Origin of the sequence: Pseudomonas sp. Pse35, from assembly GCF_024519715.1 — a bacterium.
Classification (GTDB): Bacteria; Pseudomonadota; Gammaproteobacteria; order Pseudomonadales; family Pseudomonadaceae; genus Aquipseudomonas; species Aquipseudomonas paracarnis.
The window spans coordinates 260,371-279,056 of record NZ_JALJRP010000005.1; the positions used below are offsets into that span (position 1 = coordinate 260,371).

15 protein-coding genes are annotated in these 18,686 nt (G+C 61.0%); 11 read left to right on the top strand and 4 right to left on the bottom strand.

What is annotated here, in order from left to right:
* Window positions 1–96: 96 nt before the first annotated feature.
* The 3 genes from dgcB to OC445_RS06950 are packed head-to-tail and all read left to right on the top strand — an operon-like array spanning window position 97 to window position 4,041.
* Window positions 97–2,040: a dimethylglycine demethylation protein DgcB gene (gene dgcB / locus OC445_RS06940; protein WP_181124724.1), complete on the top strand. Its 1,944-nt coding sequence runs from the start codon at window positions 97–99 to the stop codon at window positions 2,038–2,040.
* Window positions 2,040–3,260: an electron transfer flavoprotein subunit alpha/FixB family protein gene (locus tag OC445_RS06945; protein ID WP_054898202.1), complete on the top strand. Its 1,221-nt coding sequence runs from the start codon at window positions 2,040–2,042 to the stop codon at window positions 3,258–3,260. The genes dgcB and OC445_RS06945 overlap by 1 nt, the downstream gene beginning before the upstream one ends.
* A gap of 10 nt (window positions 3,261–3,270) precedes the next feature.
* Window positions 3,271–4,041, top strand: coding sequence for an electron transfer flavoprotein subunit beta (locus tag OC445_RS06950; RefSeq protein ID WP_054898204.1), 771 nt, complete (start codon window positions 3,271–3,273; stop codon window positions 4,039–4,041).
* A gap of 848 nt (window positions 4,042–4,889) precedes the next feature.
* Here the strand turns inward: OC445_RS06950 and gbcA are convergent.
* On the bottom strand, window positions 4,890–6,185 hold the full coding sequence (gene gbcA / locus OC445_RS06955; protein ID WP_262020026.1) for a glycine-betaine demethylase subunit GbcA: 1,296 nt from the start codon (window positions 6,183–6,185) through the stop codon (window positions 4,890–4,892).
* 282 nt (window positions 6,186–6,467) lie between these two features.
* On the opposite strand from gbcA, the gene gbcB reads away from it, so the two are divergent.
* Complete coding sequence (gene gbcB, locus OC445_RS06960) at window positions 6,468–7,568, top strand: glycine-betaine demethylase subunit GbcB (protein ID WP_014720237.1); 1,101 nt, start codon at window positions 6,468–6,470, stop codon at window positions 7,566–7,568.
* Between the two features lie 351 nt (window positions 7,569–7,919).
* Here gbcB and OC445_RS06965 read toward each other — a convergent pair whose 3' ends face one another.
* The 3 genes from OC445_RS06965 to OC445_RS06975 form a co-directional block, all read right to left on the bottom strand.
* On the bottom strand, window positions 7,920–8,453 hold the full coding sequence (locus OC445_RS06965; RefSeq protein ID WP_198790994.1) for an REP-associated tyrosine transposase: 534 nt from the start codon (window positions 8,451–8,453) through the stop codon (window positions 7,920–7,922).
* Window positions 8,454–8,584: 131 nt separating this feature from the next.
* The gene (locus OC445_RS06970; RefSeq protein ID WP_054920783.1) at window positions 8,585–8,785 is read right to left on the bottom strand and encodes a hypothetical protein; all 201 of its coding nucleotides are present in this window, start codon (window positions 8,783–8,785) and stop codon (window positions 8,585–8,587) included.
* 193 nt (window positions 8,786–8,978) lie between these two features.
* Complete coding sequence (locus tag OC445_RS06975) at window positions 8,979–10,019, bottom strand: threonine aldolase family protein (protein WP_003194862.1); 1,041 nt, start codon at window positions 10,017–10,019, stop codon at window positions 8,979–8,981.
* A 90-nt stretch (window positions 10,020–10,109) separates the two neighbouring features.
* On the opposite strand from OC445_RS06975, the gene OC445_RS06980 reads away from it, so the two are divergent.
* From OC445_RS06980 to purU, 7 genes are all read left to right on the top strand, one after another.
* A complete protein-coding gene (locus tag OC445_RS06980; protein WP_198790995.1) occupies window positions 10,110–10,838 on the top strand; it encodes a TraX family protein in 729 nt (242 codons plus the stop codon).
* A 258-nt stretch (window positions 10,839–11,096) separates the two neighbouring features.
* Window positions 11,097–12,350 carry a serine hydroxymethyltransferase gene (glyA, locus tag OC445_RS06990; RefSeq protein WP_003194857.1) on the top strand — a complete coding sequence of 418 codons (1,254 nt, stop codon included), beginning with the start codon at window positions 11,097–11,099 and terminating at the stop codon, window positions 12,348–12,350.
* Between the two features lie 22 nt (window positions 12,351–12,372).
* On the top strand, window positions 12,373–13,623 hold the full coding sequence (locus tag OC445_RS06995) for a sarcosine oxidase subunit beta (protein ID WP_003176546.1): 1,251 nt from the start codon (window positions 12,373–12,375) through the stop codon (window positions 13,621–13,623).
* A 15-nt stretch (window positions 13,624–13,638) separates the two neighbouring features.
* The gene (locus OC445_RS07000) at window positions 13,639–13,941 is read left to right on the top strand and encodes a sarcosine oxidase subunit delta (RefSeq protein ID WP_003194855.1); all 303 of its coding nucleotides are present in this window, start codon (window positions 13,639–13,641) and stop codon (window positions 13,939–13,941) included.
* The gene (locus OC445_RS07005; RefSeq protein ID WP_054896756.1) at window positions 13,938–16,955 is read left to right on the top strand and encodes a sarcosine oxidase subunit alpha; all 3,018 of its coding nucleotides are present in this window, start codon (window positions 13,938–13,940) and stop codon (window positions 16,953–16,955) included. The genes OC445_RS07000 and OC445_RS07005 overlap by 4 nt, the downstream gene beginning before the upstream one ends.
* Before the next feature lie 136 nt (window positions 16,956–17,091).
* A complete protein-coding gene (locus OC445_RS07010) occupies window positions 17,092–17,724 on the top strand; it encodes a sarcosine oxidase subunit gamma (RefSeq protein ID WP_014720232.1) in 633 nt (210 codons plus the stop codon).
* A 49-nt stretch (window positions 17,725–17,773) separates the two neighbouring features.
* Entirely contained in the window at window positions 17,774–18,631 is an 858-nt protein-coding gene (gene purU, locus OC445_RS07015) for a formyltetrahydrofolate deformylase (RefSeq protein ID WP_262020027.1), read from the top strand.
* Window positions 18,632–18,686 lie beyond the last annotated feature (55 nt).

Genomic DNA, 18,686 nt, shown 5'->3' on the forward strand with positions numbered 1-18,686 from the left:
TGGACGCTCCGCGTCTGCTTTTAAGGTAGTGACGCAGAGCGTCACAGGATGCATGCCCACGCAGAGCGTGGGAACGATCTTAGTGGGAGCTTCACCATGCTGAATACCCTTCTTCCCATCCTGCTTTTTGCCGCCCTGGGCCTCGCCGTCCTCGGCGCCTTGCGCCGGGTGAACATGTGGCGCCGTGGCCGCTCATCCAAAGTCGACCTGCTGGGTGGCCTCTTGGCCATGCCCAAGCGCTACATGGTCGACCTGCACCACGTGGTCGCCCGTGACAAATACATCGCCAACACCCACGTAGCGACGGCGCTGGGCTTTGTGCTGTCGGCGCTGCTGGCGATTGTGGTGCACGGTTTCGGCCTGCAGAGCCGCATTCTTGGTTATGCCCTGCTGCTGGCGTCGACATTGATGTTTGTCGGCGCGATCTTCATGTACCTGCGCCGCCGCAATCCGCCTGCTCGCCTGTCAAAAGGCCCGTGGATGCGCCTGCCGAAAAGCCTGATGGCCTTCTCGGTGAGCTTCTTCCTGGTGACCTTGCCGGTGGCCGGGATTCTGCCCGTCGACTTCGGCGGCTGGCTGCTCGCGGCATTGCTGAGCGTGGGCGTGTTGTGGGGCGTGTCCGAAATGTTCTTCGGCATGACCTGGGGTGGGCCGATGAAACACGCGTTTGCCGGAGCCCTGCACCTGGCCTGGCACCGTCGCGCCGAACGCTTTGGCGGTGGCCGCTCCACCGGTTTGAAACCCTTGGACCTGAGCGATAAAACCGCGCCACTGGGCGTGGAAAAACCCAAGGACTTCACCTGGAACCAACTGCTCGGCTTCGACGCCTGCGTGCAGTGCGGCAAGTGCGAAGCGGCGTGCCCGGCGTTTGCCGCCGGCCAGCCACTGAACCCGAAAAAACTCATCCAGGACATGGTGGTCGGTTTGGCCGGTGGCACCGATGCCAAGTTCGCCGGCAGCCCGTACCCCGGCAAACCGGTGGGCGAACACGGCGGCAACCCGCACCAGCCGATCGTCAACGGCCTGGTGGACGCCGAGACCCTGTGGTCGTGCACCACCTGCCGCGCTTGCGTGGAAGAGTGCCCGATGATGATCGAGCATGTGGACGCTATCGTCGACATGCGCCGCCACCTCACCCTGGAAAAAGGCGCCACGCCGAACAAGGGCGCTGAAGTCCTGGAAAACCTGATCGCTACCGACAACCCCGGCGGGTTTGCCCCCGGTGGGCGCCTGAACTGGGCGGCAGACCTGAACCTGCCGTTGCTCAGCGACAAAGGCAGTTGCGATGTGCTGTTCTGGGTCGGCGATGGCGCCTTCGACATGCGTAACCAGCGTACCCTGCGCGCTTTCGTCAAAGTGCTCAAGGCCGCCAAGGTCGATTTCGCCGTGCTCGGCCTGGAAGAACGCGACAGCGGTGACGTGGCGCGGCGCCTCGGTGACGAAGCGACATTCCAGTTGCTGGCCACGCGCAATATCCAGACCCTGGCCAAGTACAGCTTCAAGCGCATCGTCACCTGCGATCCGCACAGCTTCCATGTGCTGAAAAACGAATACGGCGCCTTCAACGGCAACTACCGCGTGCAGCACCACAGCACCTTCATGGCCGAGCTGATCGGCGAGGGCGCGCTGAACCTGGGCCAGCACAAAGGCAACAGCGTGACCTACCACGACCCGTGCTACCTGGGCCGCTACAACGGCGAATACGAGGCGCCGCGCCAAGTGCTGCGGGCTTTGGGTATCGAGGTCAAGGAAATGCAACGCTCGGGCTTCCGTTCACGCTGCTGCGGTGGCGGTGGCGGTGCGCCGATCACTGACATCCCCGGCAAGCAACGTATCCCCGATATGCGTATGGACGACATCCGCGAGACCGGCGCCGAACTGGTGGCCGTGGGTTGCCCGCAATGCACGGCGATGCTTGAAGGCGTGGTCGAACCGCGCCCGTTGATCAAGGACATCGCCGAACTGGTAGCCGACGCGTTGCTTGAAGACGCCGCGCCGGCCAAAGCCCCCGTCAAGCGTGAACCTGCGGAGGTGCACTAATGAGCGATATTATCCGCCGCGACCCCCGGGCCGAATGGATCGCCCGTAACCGCCTGCACCCGTTGCACGCGGCGATGCAGCCGGTGCAACACAGCTGGATGGGGCCCAACGGCATCATTCGCAAAAACGTGCATGGTGTCGGTTTTATCGGGCCCAACGGCATCAAGCGTATCGACCGCAGCGGTGCCCAGCAGGGCGGCGCGGCCAAGCGCACCGCGGCAGTGGAAGTGCAATTGCCGCTGCATCAAGTGCCGACCCCGGCGTTCTACATCAACGTGGTGCCGGACATGGTCGGTGGCCGCCTGAGCAGCCACGACCGTGACCTGCTTGGCCTGGCGCGCCAACTGGCCGGCAATGACGGCGCGGTGTTGGCGGTGGTGTTCGGTGAACACAAGGAAAGCGCGTTTGCCACGGCCGGCGTCGACCGTCTGCTGGTGCTGGAGGGGCATGAGTTCGAGGGTTATGCACCGGAGCAACGCGTGCAGGGCCTGCGCGCTGTGGATAACCAATTCAGCCCGCGCCACTGGTTGCTGCCAGACAGCCGCAGCGGTGGTGGTGAGCTGGGGCGACGCTTTGCCGCCAGCCTCAAGGAACGCCCGGCGACGCGGGTGTGGCAGATCAAGGGCGAGGAATGCATCGGCCGTGCCGGTGCCGGCCAGGAAGACCTGGCGCGGCCGTTGCCCCGTCTGATCCTCGCTGCCGCCGAATGTGCCGATCCGGTCAGCGAGACCCGCCACGAAGTCTTGCCCGTGGAGTTATCCACAAGCCTGGCGCGTAGTCTGCCGCGTATCGAAGACCTCGGCGCGGTGGCGGTCGACCCGGCAGCGATTCCGATGGCCGAGGCAGAGTTCATTTTCTCCGGTGGCAACGGCGTGAAGGACTGGGCGCTGTTCCACCAGACCGCCGCGGCCCTGGGCGCTACCGAAGGCGCCTCGCGGGTGGCAGTGGACGATGGCTTCATGGCGCGTGATCGCCAGGTCGGCGCCAGCGGCACCTGGGTGACTGCGCGGGTGTACGTGGCAGTGGGCATTTCCGGGGCGATCCAGCACCTGCAAGGCATCGGTGCCTGCGACAAGGTGGTGGCGATCAACCTCGACCCAGGGTGCGACATGATCAAGCGTGCCGACCTGTCGGTGATCGGCGAAAGCGCCGCGATACTGCACGCCTTGATCGCGGCGGTCGAGACCTACCGCAACGGCGCCAAGCGCGATGCAGCCTGAGGATATGACCATGACGAACACTGTATTCAGCCTGGTGTCCATCGGTGCTCACCCCACCTCCGGGCGTCCACGCCGCGCCGAGCAGGATGCGCGCGCGGTTGAGCTGGGGCTGCAACTGGCTGGGGATAAGTTGCAGGTGCTGCACGCTGGTGATGTCAGCGAGCCGACCCTGCGCAGCTACCTGGGCATGGGCCTGCCGCAACTGCAGGTACTGGAACAACCGGCCGGCTCGGATGCCTTGCCGGTGCTCAGTGAGTATCTGCGCGACGCCGGTGCTCAGGTGGTACTGACCGGGAGCCAGGCAGAAACCGGCGAAGGTTCGGGAATGCTGCCGTTCCTCTTGGCCGAGCAACTGGGCTGGCCGCTGATTGTGGGGCTGGCCCAGGTGGAGTCCATCGACGCCGGCGTAGCCCTGGTGCTGCAGGCGCTGCCTCGCGGCCAGCGACGGCGCTTGAAGGTGCGCCTGCCGTTTCTCGCCACTGTGGATAACGCCGCGCCCAAGCCACGTCAGAGCGCCTACGGCCCGGCGCAACGGGGTGAACTGGCCGCCCATGACGTTGAGATTGAACACGACGAGTTATTCACAGGCGCACTGTTGCAACCGGCCAAGCCACGGCCAAAGCGCCTCAAGGTGATCAAGGCCAAGAGTGGTGCCGACCGTATGAAGGCCGCAACGGCCAAGTCCAGTGGCGGCGGTGGGCAGGTGCTCAAGGGCGTGAGCGCTGAAGAGGGCGCGCAAGCGATTCTCAAGCTTCTGGTAGAAGAGGGCGTCGTACGCTGAACCCTGACCACCACCAAACCTTGTGGTAGCTGGCTTGCCTGCGATAGCGGTAGGTCAGCAACCCATGCATCCGTTGACGTATTGCAATCGCGGGCAAGCCCGCTTCCACATTTTCCTGCTTTATCTTGGGCTTACCCACAATGCCTGTTGATCCGCCTGTGGATAACCTGTTCGCGGGTGTCCACAAGCCCGGCATATCAAGCTCTGCAGCCCTCTGTACGAAAAACAACCAGCCTAACTCGCGGTTTTTGCTCGGGTTTTCACCGGGTTGAGGCCTCGACTTGCCCCCAAAGTCTGTTGGCGCTTTTGTGGATAAGATGTTCGCTATCCGCTACAAGCCTTATAAAACGTGGCTTTCGAGGGGTTGGTCAATAATTGAGCAAATCTCACATATTCGCCGTTTAAACGGCTGGATATCCCCGATTCATGAGGGTTTCAAGGGCTTTTCCACAACCCGAACAAAGTTGCCCCCGAATTCTGTTGGCGCATCTGTGGATAAGGTGTTCGCTTACCGCTGCAAGCCACGCCAAACAAGGCTCTTGGAGGTTTGGTCAATAAATGAACAGCTCAAGATAAAACCCGCAAGTTTAAATAAGTCACGGATTTTCTTGATTTAATTTGTGAGCACGGCGCACTTGCCCACAATTGCTGTGGGTGGCTTTGTGGATAAGTTGTTGGGGAAAGGCTGGAGGGCAGGGTGGTAAAGGGCTGCATCGGAACTGATCGAATTTTGAACAGTTAACCTGTCCAAATGTGGGAGCTGGCTTGCCTGCGATAGCGGTCTGTCAGCCAATACAGGCTTTGACAGACACAATGCCATCGCGGGCAAGCCCGCTCCCACACAAGCGTTATTCGTGAGCAGCTACGCCTTTGAGATAAGGCGCTGGCGCCGCGCCCAGGTTGTTGAGCATCCGCTCGCTGTACCAATCCACAAAATTCACCACGCCAAACTCATAGGTCTTGGAGTAAGGGCCTGGCTGGTAGGCGGTGGAGTTGATGCCGCGCTGGTTCTCTTCGGCCAGGCGGCGATCCTGGTCGTTGGTGGCATCCCACACCTGGCGCATGCGCTCCACGTCGTAGTCCACGCCTTCCACCGCGTCCTTATGCACGATCCACTTGGTGGTGACCATGGTTTCCTGGGCGCTGATCGGCCACACGGTGAACACAATGATGTGGTCGCCCATGCAGTGGTTCCAGGAGTGCGGCAGGTGCAGGATGCGCATCGAACCCAGGTCCGGGTTCTTGATGCGGCCCATCAGTTTGGCGCAGCCCTGCTTGCCGTCCAGGGTCATCGACACAGTGCCCTTGAGCAGTGGCATGCGCACGATGCGGTTACGCAGGCCGAAGCTGGCGTGGGCGTAAGGGATTTTTTCGGCATTCCAAGCGGCGGCGGACGCGGCTACGTGATCCTTGAACGCCTGGTCGGCGCGCGGGTCGGTAACGTCGTCCCACTCCAGCAGGGTTTTCAGCAGTTCCGGGTGCGAGGCGTTGCAGTGGTAGCACTCGCGGTTGTTTTCCAGCACCAGCTTCCAGTTGGCTTTTTCGAACAAGGTGGTCTGGATCGCCACCTTGGTGTTCTCCATGTCGTAGGGCTCCATGTAATGGCTGAGCGTCGACAGGAAGTCATCAATGGCCGGTGGATTTTCGGCCAGGCTGATAAAGATGTAGCCGCCAGCAGTCTTCACGTTCACCGGCTTGAGGCCGTACTGCTTCATGTCGAAATCGGCGCCCATCTCGGTGCCGGCGAACAGCAGGCGGCCGTCCAGCTCGTAGGTCCACTGGTGGTAGTGGCACACCAATTTGGCGACCTTGCCCTTCTCGCTGGTGCACAAGCGCGAACCACGGTGGCGGCAGACGTTGTGGAACGCATGCACCACGCCGTCGGCACCCCGGATCACGATGATTGGGTTCTTGCCCACTTGCAGGGTCAGGTAGTTGCCCTTGGTGGGGATTTCGCAGGTCATGCCGGCGATCAACCACTCTTTCTGGAAGATCTCCTGCATGTCGATATCAAACAACCGCTCATCAGAGTAGAACGGCTGCGGCAGCGAAAAAGTGCGCTCGCGCTCTTGCAGCATTTGCGCAGTGGCCTTGCGTGCGGGTTCCAGCGGATCGCCCAAGCTTAAGGTTGCGGTGACGTCCATCGTGTGTGTCCTCATGGCCATTCTGTGTGGCCGGCGAATAGTGGCTACGGTTGGTGCTGTGCAAGGCGTAAAGAACGCGTCTTTGTTGGGAGCGAGTGTGGGCCCGGCGTAACGTCGAACCTTATCCATGGGCGACATGGCCCAATCTGATCCCGACGCGCAAGCCCCTGTCTTTGGGGGCTGGTCGCCGTAAGTATGTGAATGTCGCAGATAGGTAAATGGGTGGTTCTCGCGTTACGCAGAATCGTCACCATAAGGCCGACGTCGGCGGTGGAGAGCAACATGTCCAATAATTTCCTGAATCCGGTAACCACCCAGACCTGGGCCAATGGTCGGCACATCGTCCGCTGCGTCAAAGTCATCCAGGAAACCTGGGATGTGCGCACCTTCTGCTTCATGGCCGATCAGCCGATCCTGTTCTTTTTCAAGCCAGGGCAATTCGTCACCCTGGAGCTGGAAATCGAAGGCCAGCCGATCATGCGTTCGTACACGATTTCCAGCTCACCGTCGGTGCCTTACAGCTTTTCGGTGACCATCAAGCGTGTGCCGGGCGGTCGGGTTTCCAATTGGCTGCACGACACTTTGCACGAAGGCCAGGAGCTGGCGGTGCACGGGCCGGTCGGGCTGTTCAATGCCATCGACTTCCCGAGCCCGAAAGTGCTTTACCTCAGCGGCGGCGTTGGGATCACGCCGGTGATGTCCATGGCGCGCTGGTTCTACGACACCAATGCGAACGTCGACATGACCTTTATCCACAGCGCCCGCTCGCCCAAGGACATCATCTATCACCGCGAGCTGGAGCACATGGCGTCGCGGATCGACAACTTCAGCCTGCACCTGATTTGCGAAAAACACGGCCTGGGCGAGCCTTGGGCCGGGTATCGCGGCTATCTGAACCACAAGATGCTGGAGCTGATGGTGCCGGACTTCCTGGAGCGCGAAGTGTTCTGCTGCGGCCCTACGCCGTACATGAACGCGGTGAAGCGTTTGCTGGAAGTTGCCGGTTTCGACATGACGCGTTATCACGAAGAATCCTTTGGCGCGACACCGCCCGAAGCCCGTGCCGATGCGGTGGAGCAGGCCGAGCAAGCGGCGGATGCGCCGGAGATCGACCTGGCAGACCTGCATCAAGTGGAATTTATCGCGTCCGGCAAGAGCATTCGCGTGGCGCCGGGGGAAACGGTGCATGCTGCGGCGGCCAAGCTCGGCCTGCTGATCCCCAAGGCCTGCGGCATGGGCATCTGCGGTACGTGCAAGGTCATGAAGCTGGGCGGCGAAGTAGAGATGGAGCACAACGGCGGGATTACCGAAGAGGACGAAGCCGAAGGCTATATCCTGTCGTGCTGCAGTGTGCCGAAGGGTGATGTACGCATCGAGTTCTGATCTGCTCGTTCCCACGCTCTGCGTGGTAACGCCTCCCAGGACGCTCCGCGTCCCGTCGCAACTGAAGGGTGACGCGGAGCGTCACGGGCTGCATTCCCACGCGGAGCGCGGGAACGATCTTTCCGGCAGCAGGCACATGCTCGTTCCCACGCTCTGCGTGGTAACGCCTCCCAGGACGCTCCGCGTCCCGTCGCACATGAAGGGTGACGCGGAGCGTCACGGGCTGCATTCCCACGCGGAGCGCGGGAATGATCTTTCCGGCAGCAGGCACATGCTCGTTCCCACGCGCTGCGTGGTAACGCCTCCCAGGACGCTCCGCGTCCCGTCGTAAGGGAAGGGGCACGCGGATCTTCAGAGCCAAGGTTGGATGTCGATCAGGCCTGGCATACCTGCATAGTTGCGCGCGCTGGAGTAACGCCAGTGTTCAGCCAGGTCCACATAGCCCCGCTTTATGGGGTTGTGATGGATGTAATCAAGCTTCTGGCGCATGACTGCCTCGCTGTAAACCAACTCCGCATGTGAACCTTCCTGCCACAGTTGATAAACACGATCTGTCTTGTGTGCACGCTTGCAGAAACGCAGGCGCTGCAATATCCGCTCCGCGCCTTTGCTTTGCAGGTCGTCAATGATGGTGCGGGCGGTGAAGGATTTGAATTGGCTGACGCACTTTCCCAGATCGGGCGCTTGAGCAATAAAGTGCAAGTGATTTTCCAGGATGATGTAACCAAACAAGTTTAAAGCGTGGTTGCTTTGTTGATATCGCCAGCAATCCAGAAGATGGTCCACCAGGTAGTTGCGGGTGAAGAGAGGGAGCCATTCCATGACAGTGCAGGTGAGGAAGTGGGGTTTTTCGGGTTCGGTGATGACATAGCGGCTTCTGCCCACGTGTTCATCCTTGATTTCGGGTGGACGCGGAGCGTCCGAGGAGGCATTCCCACGCAGAGCGTGGGAACGATCATGATTCAGCGTCGCGTCGCAGGTCGGGAATCTGCGACGCGAGCCTTAGGTGTTAACAGTTATTGGGCATAGATATGGACAACGAAGTGCTGGCCTGAGTTTGTCAATTCGTAGGCTTTGTCGTAGATGGTCAGCGTCCTTGATGACTCCTGAATGGTGTCCCCGACCTTGGCGTGTTTCCTGAACTCATCCCAGTCAATGACCGTGGTGCTAGTGCTGCCGCCGCTTTGCAGTGTGTTGCTATTGCTTTGATATTCCATGATAAAGCTCTCCATTGATGTGCCTTTGCCGCCGATTATTCGGCTGGCGGTGAAACCCGAAAGGTGGCAGTTATCGCTGCGTTTTCCTTGCGGGTAACAAGAGGCTAGACAATGAATGCGAGCTACGTAGCTGTCAGAAATATCAAAAAACAGTCTCGGCAATCGGCCAGTAAGGACTGGCCGGGGCCCTGCTTTAAGCGTTCATCACTTCCCGAATATCGGCAGCCAATTCCCTTACACGCTCTTCCTCGGTATCCCACGCACACATGAAGCGCGCACCACCTTTGCCGATGAAGGTGTAGAAACGCCAGCCCTTGGCGGTCAGCGCTGCAATCGCGGGTTCGGAGAGTTGCAGGAACACGCCGTTGGCCTGTACCGGGAACATCAATTCCACACCGGGAATATCCGCCACCAGGCTGCTCAACAATTGCGCGCAATGGTTAGCGTGGCGCGCATGCTTGAGCCAGGCGTCATTTTCCAGCAGGCCCACCCATGGCGCAGAAAGGAAGCGCATTTTCGACGCCAACTGACCGGCCTGTTTGCAGCGGTAGTCGAAGTCTTCAGCCAGTTTGTGATTGAAGAACAGGATGGCTTCACCCACCGCCATGCCGTTTTTGGTACCACCAAAGCACAGCACGTCGACGCCGGCTTTCCAGGTCAGGTCGGCCGGTGAGCAACCCAGGAATGCACAGGCATTGGCGAAGCGGGCACCGTCCATGTGCAGGTTCAGGCCCAGCTCCTTGCAGGTGGCGCTGATGGCACGGATTTCTTCCGGGGTGTACACGCTGCCGACTTCGGTGGCCTGGGTCAGGGTCACGACGCGGGGTTTGGGGTAGTGGATGTCCTGGCGCTTGAGGGCGATCTCACGGATCGACTCCGGGGTCAGCTTGCCGTTTTCGGTGCGGGCAACCAACAATTTGGAGCCGTTGGAGAAAAACTCCGGCGCGCCGCATTCGTCGGTCTCGACGTGGGCAGTTTCCGAGCAAATCACGCTATGGTAGCTCTGGCACAACGAGGACAGCGCCAGGGAGTTGGCAGCCGTACCGTTGAAGGCGAAGAACACCTCGCAGTCGGTCTCGAACAGATTGCGGAAACCGTCGGCGGCGCGGTGGGTCCATTCATCATCGCCGTAGGCACGTTGATGGCCCTGGTTGGCTTGTTCCATGGCGGCCCAGGCTTCCGGGCAGATGCCGGAATAGTTGTCGCTGGCAAATTGTTGGCTCTTGTCGGTCATGGCCCGTTCCTGTGGTCGATGTTGGTGCGCACTTTACCCAAGATTGCCGGGGGCACGCACGCACTGTAAATGCAAAGTCGTTGGGGAATTATGCACGGTACTGAAACCTTGCCTGTCGGACCTGTCCGAGATGGCGCTTTGGATCTGCTCAAGTGGCTGGCGCTGTTGAGTATGGTGCTCGATCATTTGCGCTATGTGGGGCTGAGTCTGGATGGGCTATACGTGCCGGGGCGCCTGGCGTTTCCATGGTTTTGCCTGGCGATTGCGGCTAATTTGCACCGTGTCCGTTACGCCCCAGTGACGGGCCATTGGCGCTACCTGGGTTGGTTGCTGCTGTTCAGCGTGATCAGCGAAGTGCCTTATCGGATGTTCATCGAAGATGCCGATACCTTGAACGTGTTGCCGACCCTGGCGCTGGGCATGCTGGTTGCCCGAGGTTGGCAGCAAAAGACGTTGGTTGATCGAGGATTGGCGCTGATCGCCGTCACCATGGCGGCCGTGTTTTCACACCAGTTGATGTTCGGTTTCTTTGGTGTATTGCTGCCACTGGCGATATTGCTGGTGTTTCGCCGGCCCTGGTATTTCAGCGTGCTGCCGGGTTTAGTCTGCGTCGCCGCCAATCAGTGGCAGATTCTGCTCAATAGCGGCACGCTTGTGGCGCTGTCGGGGTTGGCTGCATGTCTGATTGCGCCGCTGGCAGGATTGGTCTTATTGCGACATGGCAAAAACGCCAACCCCCCCGCCATGCGACGCTGGGCCTATGCCCTGTATCCCATGCATTTTCTTCTGTTGCTACTCGTTCGCAAGCTCATTGCCTAGCCCTTGTAGGAGCGAGCTTGCTCGCGAAAAACGTCAACAATAACGCGGGCTGCCTGATTGAACGCGGCGCCCTCAGGTTTTTCGCGAGCAAGCTCGCTCCTACAGTTTGTAGGCACCCAGTTAGCATTTGCTCAGGCCATGTCGTAAACGCACCTTTGCGTGGCGTGCGCAGGCATTTGGCCCGCACGCGCCAGCCCTACCATCGCATCAAAGGGCCCTGCGAGGGCCTCAACAATACGAAAGGCTGGGAGAGACGCGATGTTCAGCAAACAAGACCAGATCCAGGGATATGACGACGCACTGCTGGCGGCGATGAATGCCGAGGAGCAGCGCCAGGAAGATCATATCGAGCTGATCGCGTCGGAGAACTACACCAGCAAGCGCGTGATGGAAGCTCAAGGCAGTGGCCTTACCAACAAATACGCCGAAGGCTACCCGGGCAAGCGCTACTACGGCGGCTGCGAGCATGTGGACAAGGTCGAAGCCCTGGCCATCGAGCGCGCCAAGCAGCTGTTCGGTGCCGATTACGCCAACGTGCAACCGCACTCCGGTTCCTCCGCCAACAGCGCCGTGTACCTGGCGCTGATCAATGCCGGCGACACCATTCTGGGCATGAGCCTGGCCCACGGCGGTCACCTGACCCACGGCGCCAAAGTGTCGTCCTCGGGCAAGCTGTATAACGCGGTGCAGTACGGCATCAACACCGACACCGGCCTGATCGACTACGACGAAGTCGAGCGCCTGGCGGTCGAGCACAAGCCGAAGATGGTGGTGGCAGGTTTCTCGGCCTACTCCAAGACCCTTGATTTCCCACGCTTCCGTCAGATTGCCGACAAGGTTGGCGCGCTGCTGTTCGTCGACATGGCCCACGTCGCCGGGCTGGTCGCCGCCGGCCTGTACCCGAACCCGCTGCCTTATGCCGACGTGGTCACCACCACCACCCACAAGACCCTGCGCGGTCCACGGGGCGGCCTGATCCTGGCCAAGGCCAACGAAGAAATCGAAAAGAAACTCAACGCTGCGGTATTCCCCGGCGCCCAGGGCGGCCCGCTGATGCACGTGATCGCCGGCAAGGCCGTGTGCTTCAAGGAAGCGCTGGAGCCCGGCTTCAAGGCTTACCAGCAGCAAGTGATCGATAACGCCCAGGCCATGGCCGAAGTGTTCATCAAACGTGGCTACGACGTGGTCTCCGGCGGCACCGATAACCACCTGTTCCTGGTCAGCCTGATCCGCCAGGGCCTCACCGGCAAAGAGGCGGATGCCGCCCTGGGTCGCGCCCACATTACGGTCAACAAGAACGCGGTGCCGAATGACCCGCAGTCGCCGTTCGTGACCTCGGGCCTGCGCATCGGTACCCCGGCGGTGACCACCCGTGGCTTCAAGGTGCCGCAGTGCGTCGAACTGGCCGGCTGGATCTGCGACATCCTCGACAACCTCGGCGACGCCGATGTCGAGGCGAACGTGGCCAAGCACGTGTCTGCCCTGTGCGCTGATTTCCCGGTTTATCGCTGAGCGCGGTTTTGGAGTAATGACTATGCAACGCTACTCAGGCTTCGGCCTCTTCAAGCACTCCCTCAGCCATCACGAAAACTGGCAGAAGATGTGGCGCACGCCGACCCCTAAAAAGGTCTACGACGTGGTCATCGTCGGCGGCGGCGGGCATGGTCTGGCGACCGCTTACTACCTGGCCAAGGAACACGGCATCACCAACGTGGCGGTGGTCGAGAAAGGCTGGCTGGGCGGCGGTAACACCGCGCGCAACACCACCATCGTGCGTTCCAACTACCTGTGGGACGAGTCGGCGCACCTGTACGAACACGCTATGAAACTCTGGGAAGGTTTGTCCCAGGACCTGAACTACAACGTGATGTTCTCCCAGCGTGGCGTGTACAACCTGTGCCACACCCTGCAGGACATCCGTGACTCCGAACGCCGCGTGAGCGCCAACCGCCTCAACGGTGTGGACGGCGAGCTGCTGAATGCCCAGCAAGTGGCCGACGAAATCCCGTATCTGGATTGCTCCAAGAACACCCGTTACCCCGTGCTCGGCGCCACCGTGCAACGTCGCGGCGGCGTGGCCCGTCACGATGCCGTGGCCTGGGGCTTTGCTCGCGCTGCCGACGCCTTGGGCGTGGACCTGATCCAGCAGACCGAAGTGATCGGGTTCCGCAAGGAAAACGGCGTGTGCATCGGTGTGGAAACCAACAAGGGCTTTATCGGCGCCAAGCGCGTCGGTGTGGTCACTGCCGGTAACTCCGGGCACATGGCCTCGCTGGCGGGCTTTCGCCTGCCGATCGAATCCCACCCGCTGCAAGCGTTGGTGTCGGAGCCGATCAAGCCGATTATCGACAGCGTGATCATGTCCAACGCCGTGCATGGCTACATCAGCCAATCCGACAAGGGCGACCTGGTGATCGGCGCCGGTATCGACGGCTACAACGGCTACGGCCAGCGCGGTTCGTACCCGGTGATCGAGCACACCATCCAGGCCATCGTCGAGATGTTCCCGGTGCTGTCACGGGTGCGCATGAACCGCCAGTGGGGCGGCATCGTCGACACCACGCCGGATGCCTGCCCGATCATCTCCAAAACCCCGGTACCGAACATGTTCTTCAACTGCGGTTGGGGTACGGGCGGCTTCAAGGCCACCCCAGGCTCAGGCAACGTGTTTGCCGCCAGCCTGGCCAAGGGTGAAATGCACCCGCTGGCCGCACCTTTTTCCATCGACCGTTTCCACAACGGTGCGCTGATCGACGAACACGGCGCTGCGGCCGTCGCCCACTAACAGGAGAAATCCCCTATGTTGCATATCTTCTGTCCTCACTGTGGCGAACTGCGCTCCGAAGAGGAATTCCACGCGTCCGGCCAAGCGCACATCCCGCGCCCGCTGGACCCGAATGCCTGCACCGACGAGCAGTGGGGCGACTACATGTTCTTTCGCGATAACCCGCGCGGCCTGCACCACGAACTGTGGATCCATGCCGCCGGTTGCCGCCAGTATTTCAACGCCACCCGCGACACTGTGACCTACGAAATTCTTGAAACCTACAAGATCGGTGAGAAGCCTCAGTTCACCGCCAAGGCCTCTGGAGAGAAGGTATGAGCCAGATCAATCGCCTGTCCAACGGTGGCCGCATCGACCGTAATAAAGTCCTGACGTTTACGTTCAACGGTCAGAGCTACAAGGGTTTTGAAGGCGACACCCTGGCCGCAGCCCTGCTGGCCAACGGTGTCGACATCATTGGCCGCAGCTTCAAGTACTCGCGCCCAAGGGGCATCTTTGCCGCGGGCGCCGAAGAGCCGAACGCGGTGCTGCAGATCGGCGCCACCGAAGCCACGCAGATCCCCAACGTGCGCGCCACCCAACAGGCGCTGTACCAAGGCTTGGTTGCTACCAGCACCAACGGCTGGCCGAGCGTGAACAACGACATGATGGGGATTCTCGGCAAGGTCGGCGGCAAGCTGATGCCGCCGGGTTTCTACTACAAAACCTTCATGTACCCGCAATCGTTCTGGATGACCTACGAGAAGTACATCCGCAAGGCGGCGGGCCTTGGCCGTTCGCCCACCGAGAACGACCCGGACACCTACGACAACTTCAACCGTCATTGCGACGTGCTGGTCGTGGGCGCAGGCCCTGCGGGCCTTGCGGCTGCGCTGGCCGCTGCGCGCAGCGGTGCCCGTGTGATCATCGCCGACGAGCAGGAAGAGTTCGGTGGTTCGCTGCTCGATTCGCGCGAAAGCCTCGACGGCAAGCCGGCCACTGAATGGGTTGCCAGCGTCATTGCCGAATTGAAAGCCCTGCCGGACGTGGTGCTGCTGCCCCGCGCCACCGTCAACGGTTACCACGACCATAACTTCCTGACCATTCACGAGCGTCTCACCGACCATCTCGGTGATCGTGCGCCGATTGGCGTGGTGCGTCAGCGTATCCACCGTGTGCGTGCCAAGCGTGTGGTGCTGGCCACCGGTGCGTGCGAGCGTCCGCTGGTGTATGGCAACAACGATGTGCCGGGCAATATGCTCGCGGGTGCGGTGTCTACCTACGTGCGTCGCTACGGCGTGGCACCGGGTAAAAAGCTGCTGCTGTCGACCAACAACGATCATGCCTACCGCGTTGCGCTGGATTGGTTCGATGCGGGCCTCACCGTTGTTGCGGTGGCCGATGCGCGCCACAACCCACGCGGGGCTCTGGTTGAAGAAGCTCGCGCCAAAGGCATTCGCATCCTCACCGGCAGCGCCGTGATCGAGGCCCGTGGCAGTAAGCACGTGACCGGTGCCCGCGTGGCAGCCATCGACGTCAAGGCGCACAAAGTCACCAGCCCCGGCGAGTGGCTGGACTGCGACCTGGTCGCCAGCTCCGGCGGTTACAGCCCGGTGGTGCACCTGGCCTCGCACCTGGGCGGCAAGCCGACCTGGCGTGAAGATATTCTCGGGTTTGTACCCGGCGAAGCACCGCAAAAGCGCGTGTGCGTGGGTGGCATCAACGGTGTCTACGGCCTTGGCGACTCCCTCGCCGATGGCTTTGAAGGCGGCGTGCGTGCGGCCAGCGAAGCCGGTTTTGCCCCGGTTGAAGGCACGCTGCCAAAAGCCTTGAGTCGTCTTGAAGAACCCACCCTGGCGCTGTTCCAGGTACCCCACGAAAAAGCTACCGCACGAGCGCCAAAGCAATTTGTCGACCTGCAAAACGACGTGACCGCCGCCGCCATCGAACTGGCCACCCGCGAAGGTTTCGAGTCGGTGGAGCACGTCAAACGCTACACCGCGCTGGGCTTCGGCACTGACCAGGGCAAGCTGGGTAACGTCAACGGCCTGGCCATCGCCGCCCGTTCGTTGAACGTGACCATCCCGCAGATGGGCACCACCATGTTCCGTCCCAACTACACGCCGGTGACGTTCGGCGCCGTAGCGGGCCGTCACTGTGGGCATATCTTCGAGCCGGTACGCTACACCGCGCTGCAAGCCTGGCACGTTAAGAACGGCGCCGAGTTTGAGGACGTTGGCCAGTGGAAACGCCCCTGGTATTTTCCGCGTAACGGTGAAGACCTGCACGCCGCCGTGAAGCGTGAATGCCTGGCGGTGCGTGACAGCGTCGGCCTGCTGGATGCCTCCACCCTCGGCAAGATCGACATTCAAGGTCCGGATGCCCGTGAGTTCCTTAACCGCATCTACAGCAACGCCTGGACCAAGCTCGATGTGGGCAAGGCGCGCTACGGCCTGATGTGCAAGGAAGATGGCATGGTCTTCGACGACGGCGTGACGGCCTGTCTGGCCGATAACCACTTCCTGATGACCACCACCACCGGCGGCGCCGCCCGCGTGCTGCAGTGGCTGGAAATCTACCAGCAGACCGAATGGCCGGACCTCAAGGTGTACTTCACCTCGGTCACCGACCATTGGGCAACCATGACCCTGTCGGGCCCCAACAGCCGCAAGCTGCTCAGTGAAGTCACCGACATCGACCTGGACAAGGACGGCTTCCCGTTCATGACCTGGAAGGAAGGCCTGGTGGGCGGCGTGCCGGCGCGGGTGTTCCGTATCTCGTTTACCGGTGAGCTGTCGTACGAAGTCAACGTGCAGGCCGACTACGCCATGGGTGTGCTGGAAAAGATCGTCGAGGCCGGCAAAAAGTACAACCTGACCCCGTACGGCACCGAGACCATGCACGTCCTGCGCGCTGAGAAGGGCTTCATCATCGTCGGGCAAGACACCGACGGCTCGATGACCCCGGACGACCTGAACATGGGCTGGTGCGTTGGCCGTACCAAGCCGTTCTCGTGGATCGGCTGGCGCGGGATGAACCGTGAAGACTGCGTGCGTGAAGAGCGCAAGCAGTTGGTGGGGCTCAAGCCGATCGACCCGAACGTGTGGCTGCCGGAAGGCGCGCAGTTGGTGTTCGATCCGAAGCAGACGATTCCGATGAAGATGGTGGGTCACGTTACCTCAAGTTATGCGCATAACTCCCTGGGCTATTCGTTTGCCATGGGTGTGGTGAAGGGCGGCTTGAAGCGCATCGGTGAGCGGGTGTTCTCGCCGCAAGCGGATGGCAGCGTGATCGAAGCCGAGATTGTGTCTTCGGTGTTCTTTGACCCCAAAGGTGATCGGCAGAACGTCTGACACCTGATCGTTCCCACGCTCTGCGTGGGAATGCATTCCGGGGCGCTCTGCGCCCCAAGGGCGGACGCAGAGCGTCCATGGCGGCATTCCCACGCGGAGCGTGGGAACGATCAACAGAATTCAGAACAGGTGCTTTATGACAGCAGCCAATGTTTACCAACAACGCCCCACCACCGGCGCCAAGGCCGAGTCGTCGCTGCACCATGCCGACCTTGCCAGCCTGGTCGGCAAGGGCCGCAAGAATGCCGGCGTGACCGTGCGTGAAAAGAAACTCCTCGGCCACCTGACTATCCGTGGCGATGGCCACGACGCCGCCTTCGCCGCCGGCGTACACAAGGCCGTCGGTATCGAACTGCCCGGCCCGCTGAGCGTGGTCTTCAAAGGTGAAACCAGCCTTCAGTGGCTCGGCCCGGATGAGTGGCTGTTGATTGTGCCGAGCGGTGAAGAGTTTGCCGCCGAGCAAAACCTGCGCGCCGCCCTGGGCGACCTGCATATCCAGATCGTCAACGTCAGCGGCGGCCAGCAGATTCTTGAACTGAGCGGCCCGAATGTGCGCGATGTGCTGATGAAGTCCACCAGCTACGACGTACACCCCAACAACTTCCCGGTCGGCAAAGCCGTGGGTACGGTGTTCGCCAAGTCGCAACTGGTGATCCGTCATACGGCTGAAGACACCTGGGAACTGCTGATCCGTCGCAGCTTCTCGGATTACTGGTGGTTGTGGTTGCAGGATGCCTCGGCTGAGTTCGGCCTGAGCGTTGTCGCATGATGATCATTCCCACGCAAAGCGTGGGAATGATCAGCCTGAGGAGTGACCCATGAGCCGCGCACCCGATACATGGATTTTGACCGCCGACTGCCCCAGCGTGCTCGGCACGGTGGACGCGGTCACCCGCTACCTGTTCGAGCAGGGCTGCTACGTCACCGAGCACCATTCTTTCGATGACCGTCTTTCCGGCCGGTTTTTCATTCGTGTGGAATTCCGCCAGCCCGACGGTTTTGACGAGCAAGCCTTTCGCGCAGGCCTGGCGACCCGTGGCGAAGCCTTTGGCATGATCTTCGAACTGACGGCACCGAACTATCGGCCCAAAGTGGTGATCATGGTCTCCAAGGCCGATCACTGCCTGAACGACCTGCTGTACCGCCAGCGTATCGGCCAATTATTGATGGATGTGGTCGCGGTGGTGTCCAACCACCCTGATCTGAAACCGTTGGCCGACTGGCACCAGATTCCCTACTACCATTTCCCCCTGGACCCCAACGACAAACCGTCCCAGGAGCGTCAGGTGTGGCAGGTAATTGAAGACACCGGCGCCGAATTGGTGATCCTTGCGCGCTACATGCAAGTGCTGTCACCGGAGCTGTGCCGCAAGCTGGACGGCAAGGCCATCAACATTCACCACTCATTGCTGCCGGGCTTCAAGGGCGCCAAGCCTTATCACCAGGCGTACAACAAGGGTGTGAAACTGGTGGGCGCCACGGCGCATTACATCAACAACGATCTGGATGAAGGGCCGATCATCGCCCAGGGCGTGGAAGTGGTGGATCACAGCCACTATCCCGAAGATTTGATTGCCAAGGGGCGGGATATCGAAGGGCTCACATTGGCGCGGGCGGTGGGGTATCACATCGAGCGGCGGGTGTTCTTGAACGCCAATCGCACCGTCGTTCTTTAGATCCCTATCGCAGGCAAGCCAGCTCCCATTCCTGGATGTGTGAACCCGATCCACT

What these genes read in the sequence shown, in the direction of transcription:
- dgcB (WP_181124724.1), top strand. Translation starts at nt 97, where the DNA reads ATGCTGAATACCCTTCTTCCCATCCTGCTTTTTGCCGCCCTGGGCCTC.
- OC445_RS06945 (WP_054898202.1), top strand. Translation starts at nt 2,040, where the DNA reads ATGAGCGATATTATCCGCCGCGACCCCCGGGCCGAATGGATCGCCCGT.
- OC445_RS06950 (WP_054898204.1), top strand. Translation starts at nt 3,271, where the DNA reads ATGACGAACACTGTATTCAGCCTGGTGTCCATCGGTGCTCACCCCACC.
- gbcA (WP_262020026.1), bottom strand. Translation starts at nt 6,185, where the DNA reads ATGGACGTCACCGCAACCTTAAGCTTGGGCGATCCGCTGGAACCCGCA.
- gbcB (WP_014720237.1), top strand. Translation starts at nt 6,468, where the DNA reads ATGTCCAATAATTTCCTGAATCCGGTAACCACCCAGACCTGGGCCAAT.
- OC445_RS06970 (WP_054920783.1), bottom strand. Translation starts at nt 8,785, where the DNA reads ATGGAATATCAAAGCAATAGCAACACACTGCAAAGCGGCGGCAGCACT.
- OC445_RS06975 (WP_003194862.1), bottom strand. Translation starts at nt 10,019, where the DNA reads ATGACCGACAAGAGCCAACAATTTGCCAGCGACAACTATTCCGGCATC.
- OC445_RS06980 (WP_198790995.1), top strand. Translation starts at nt 10,110, where the DNA reads ATGCACGGTACTGAAACCTTGCCTGTCGGACCTGTCCGAGATGGCGCT.
- glyA (WP_003194857.1), top strand. Translation starts at nt 11,097, where the DNA reads ATGTTCAGCAAACAAGACCAGATCCAGGGATATGACGACGCACTGCTG.
- OC445_RS06995 (WP_003176546.1), top strand. Translation starts at nt 12,373, where the DNA reads ATGCAACGCTACTCAGGCTTCGGCCTCTTCAAGCACTCCCTCAGCCAT.
- OC445_RS07000 (WP_003194855.1), top strand. Translation starts at nt 13,639, where the DNA reads ATGTTGCATATCTTCTGTCCTCACTGTGGCGAACTGCGCTCCGAAGAG.
- OC445_RS07005 (WP_054896756.1), top strand. Translation starts at nt 13,938, where the DNA reads ATGAGCCAGATCAATCGCCTGTCCAACGGTGGCCGCATCGACCGTAAT.
- OC445_RS07010 (WP_014720232.1), top strand. Translation starts at nt 17,092, where the DNA reads ATGACAGCAGCCAATGTTTACCAACAACGCCCCACCACCGGCGCCAAG.
- purU (WP_262020027.1), top strand. Translation starts at nt 17,774, where the DNA reads ATGAGCCGCGCACCCGATACATGGATTTTGACCGCCGACTGCCCCAGC.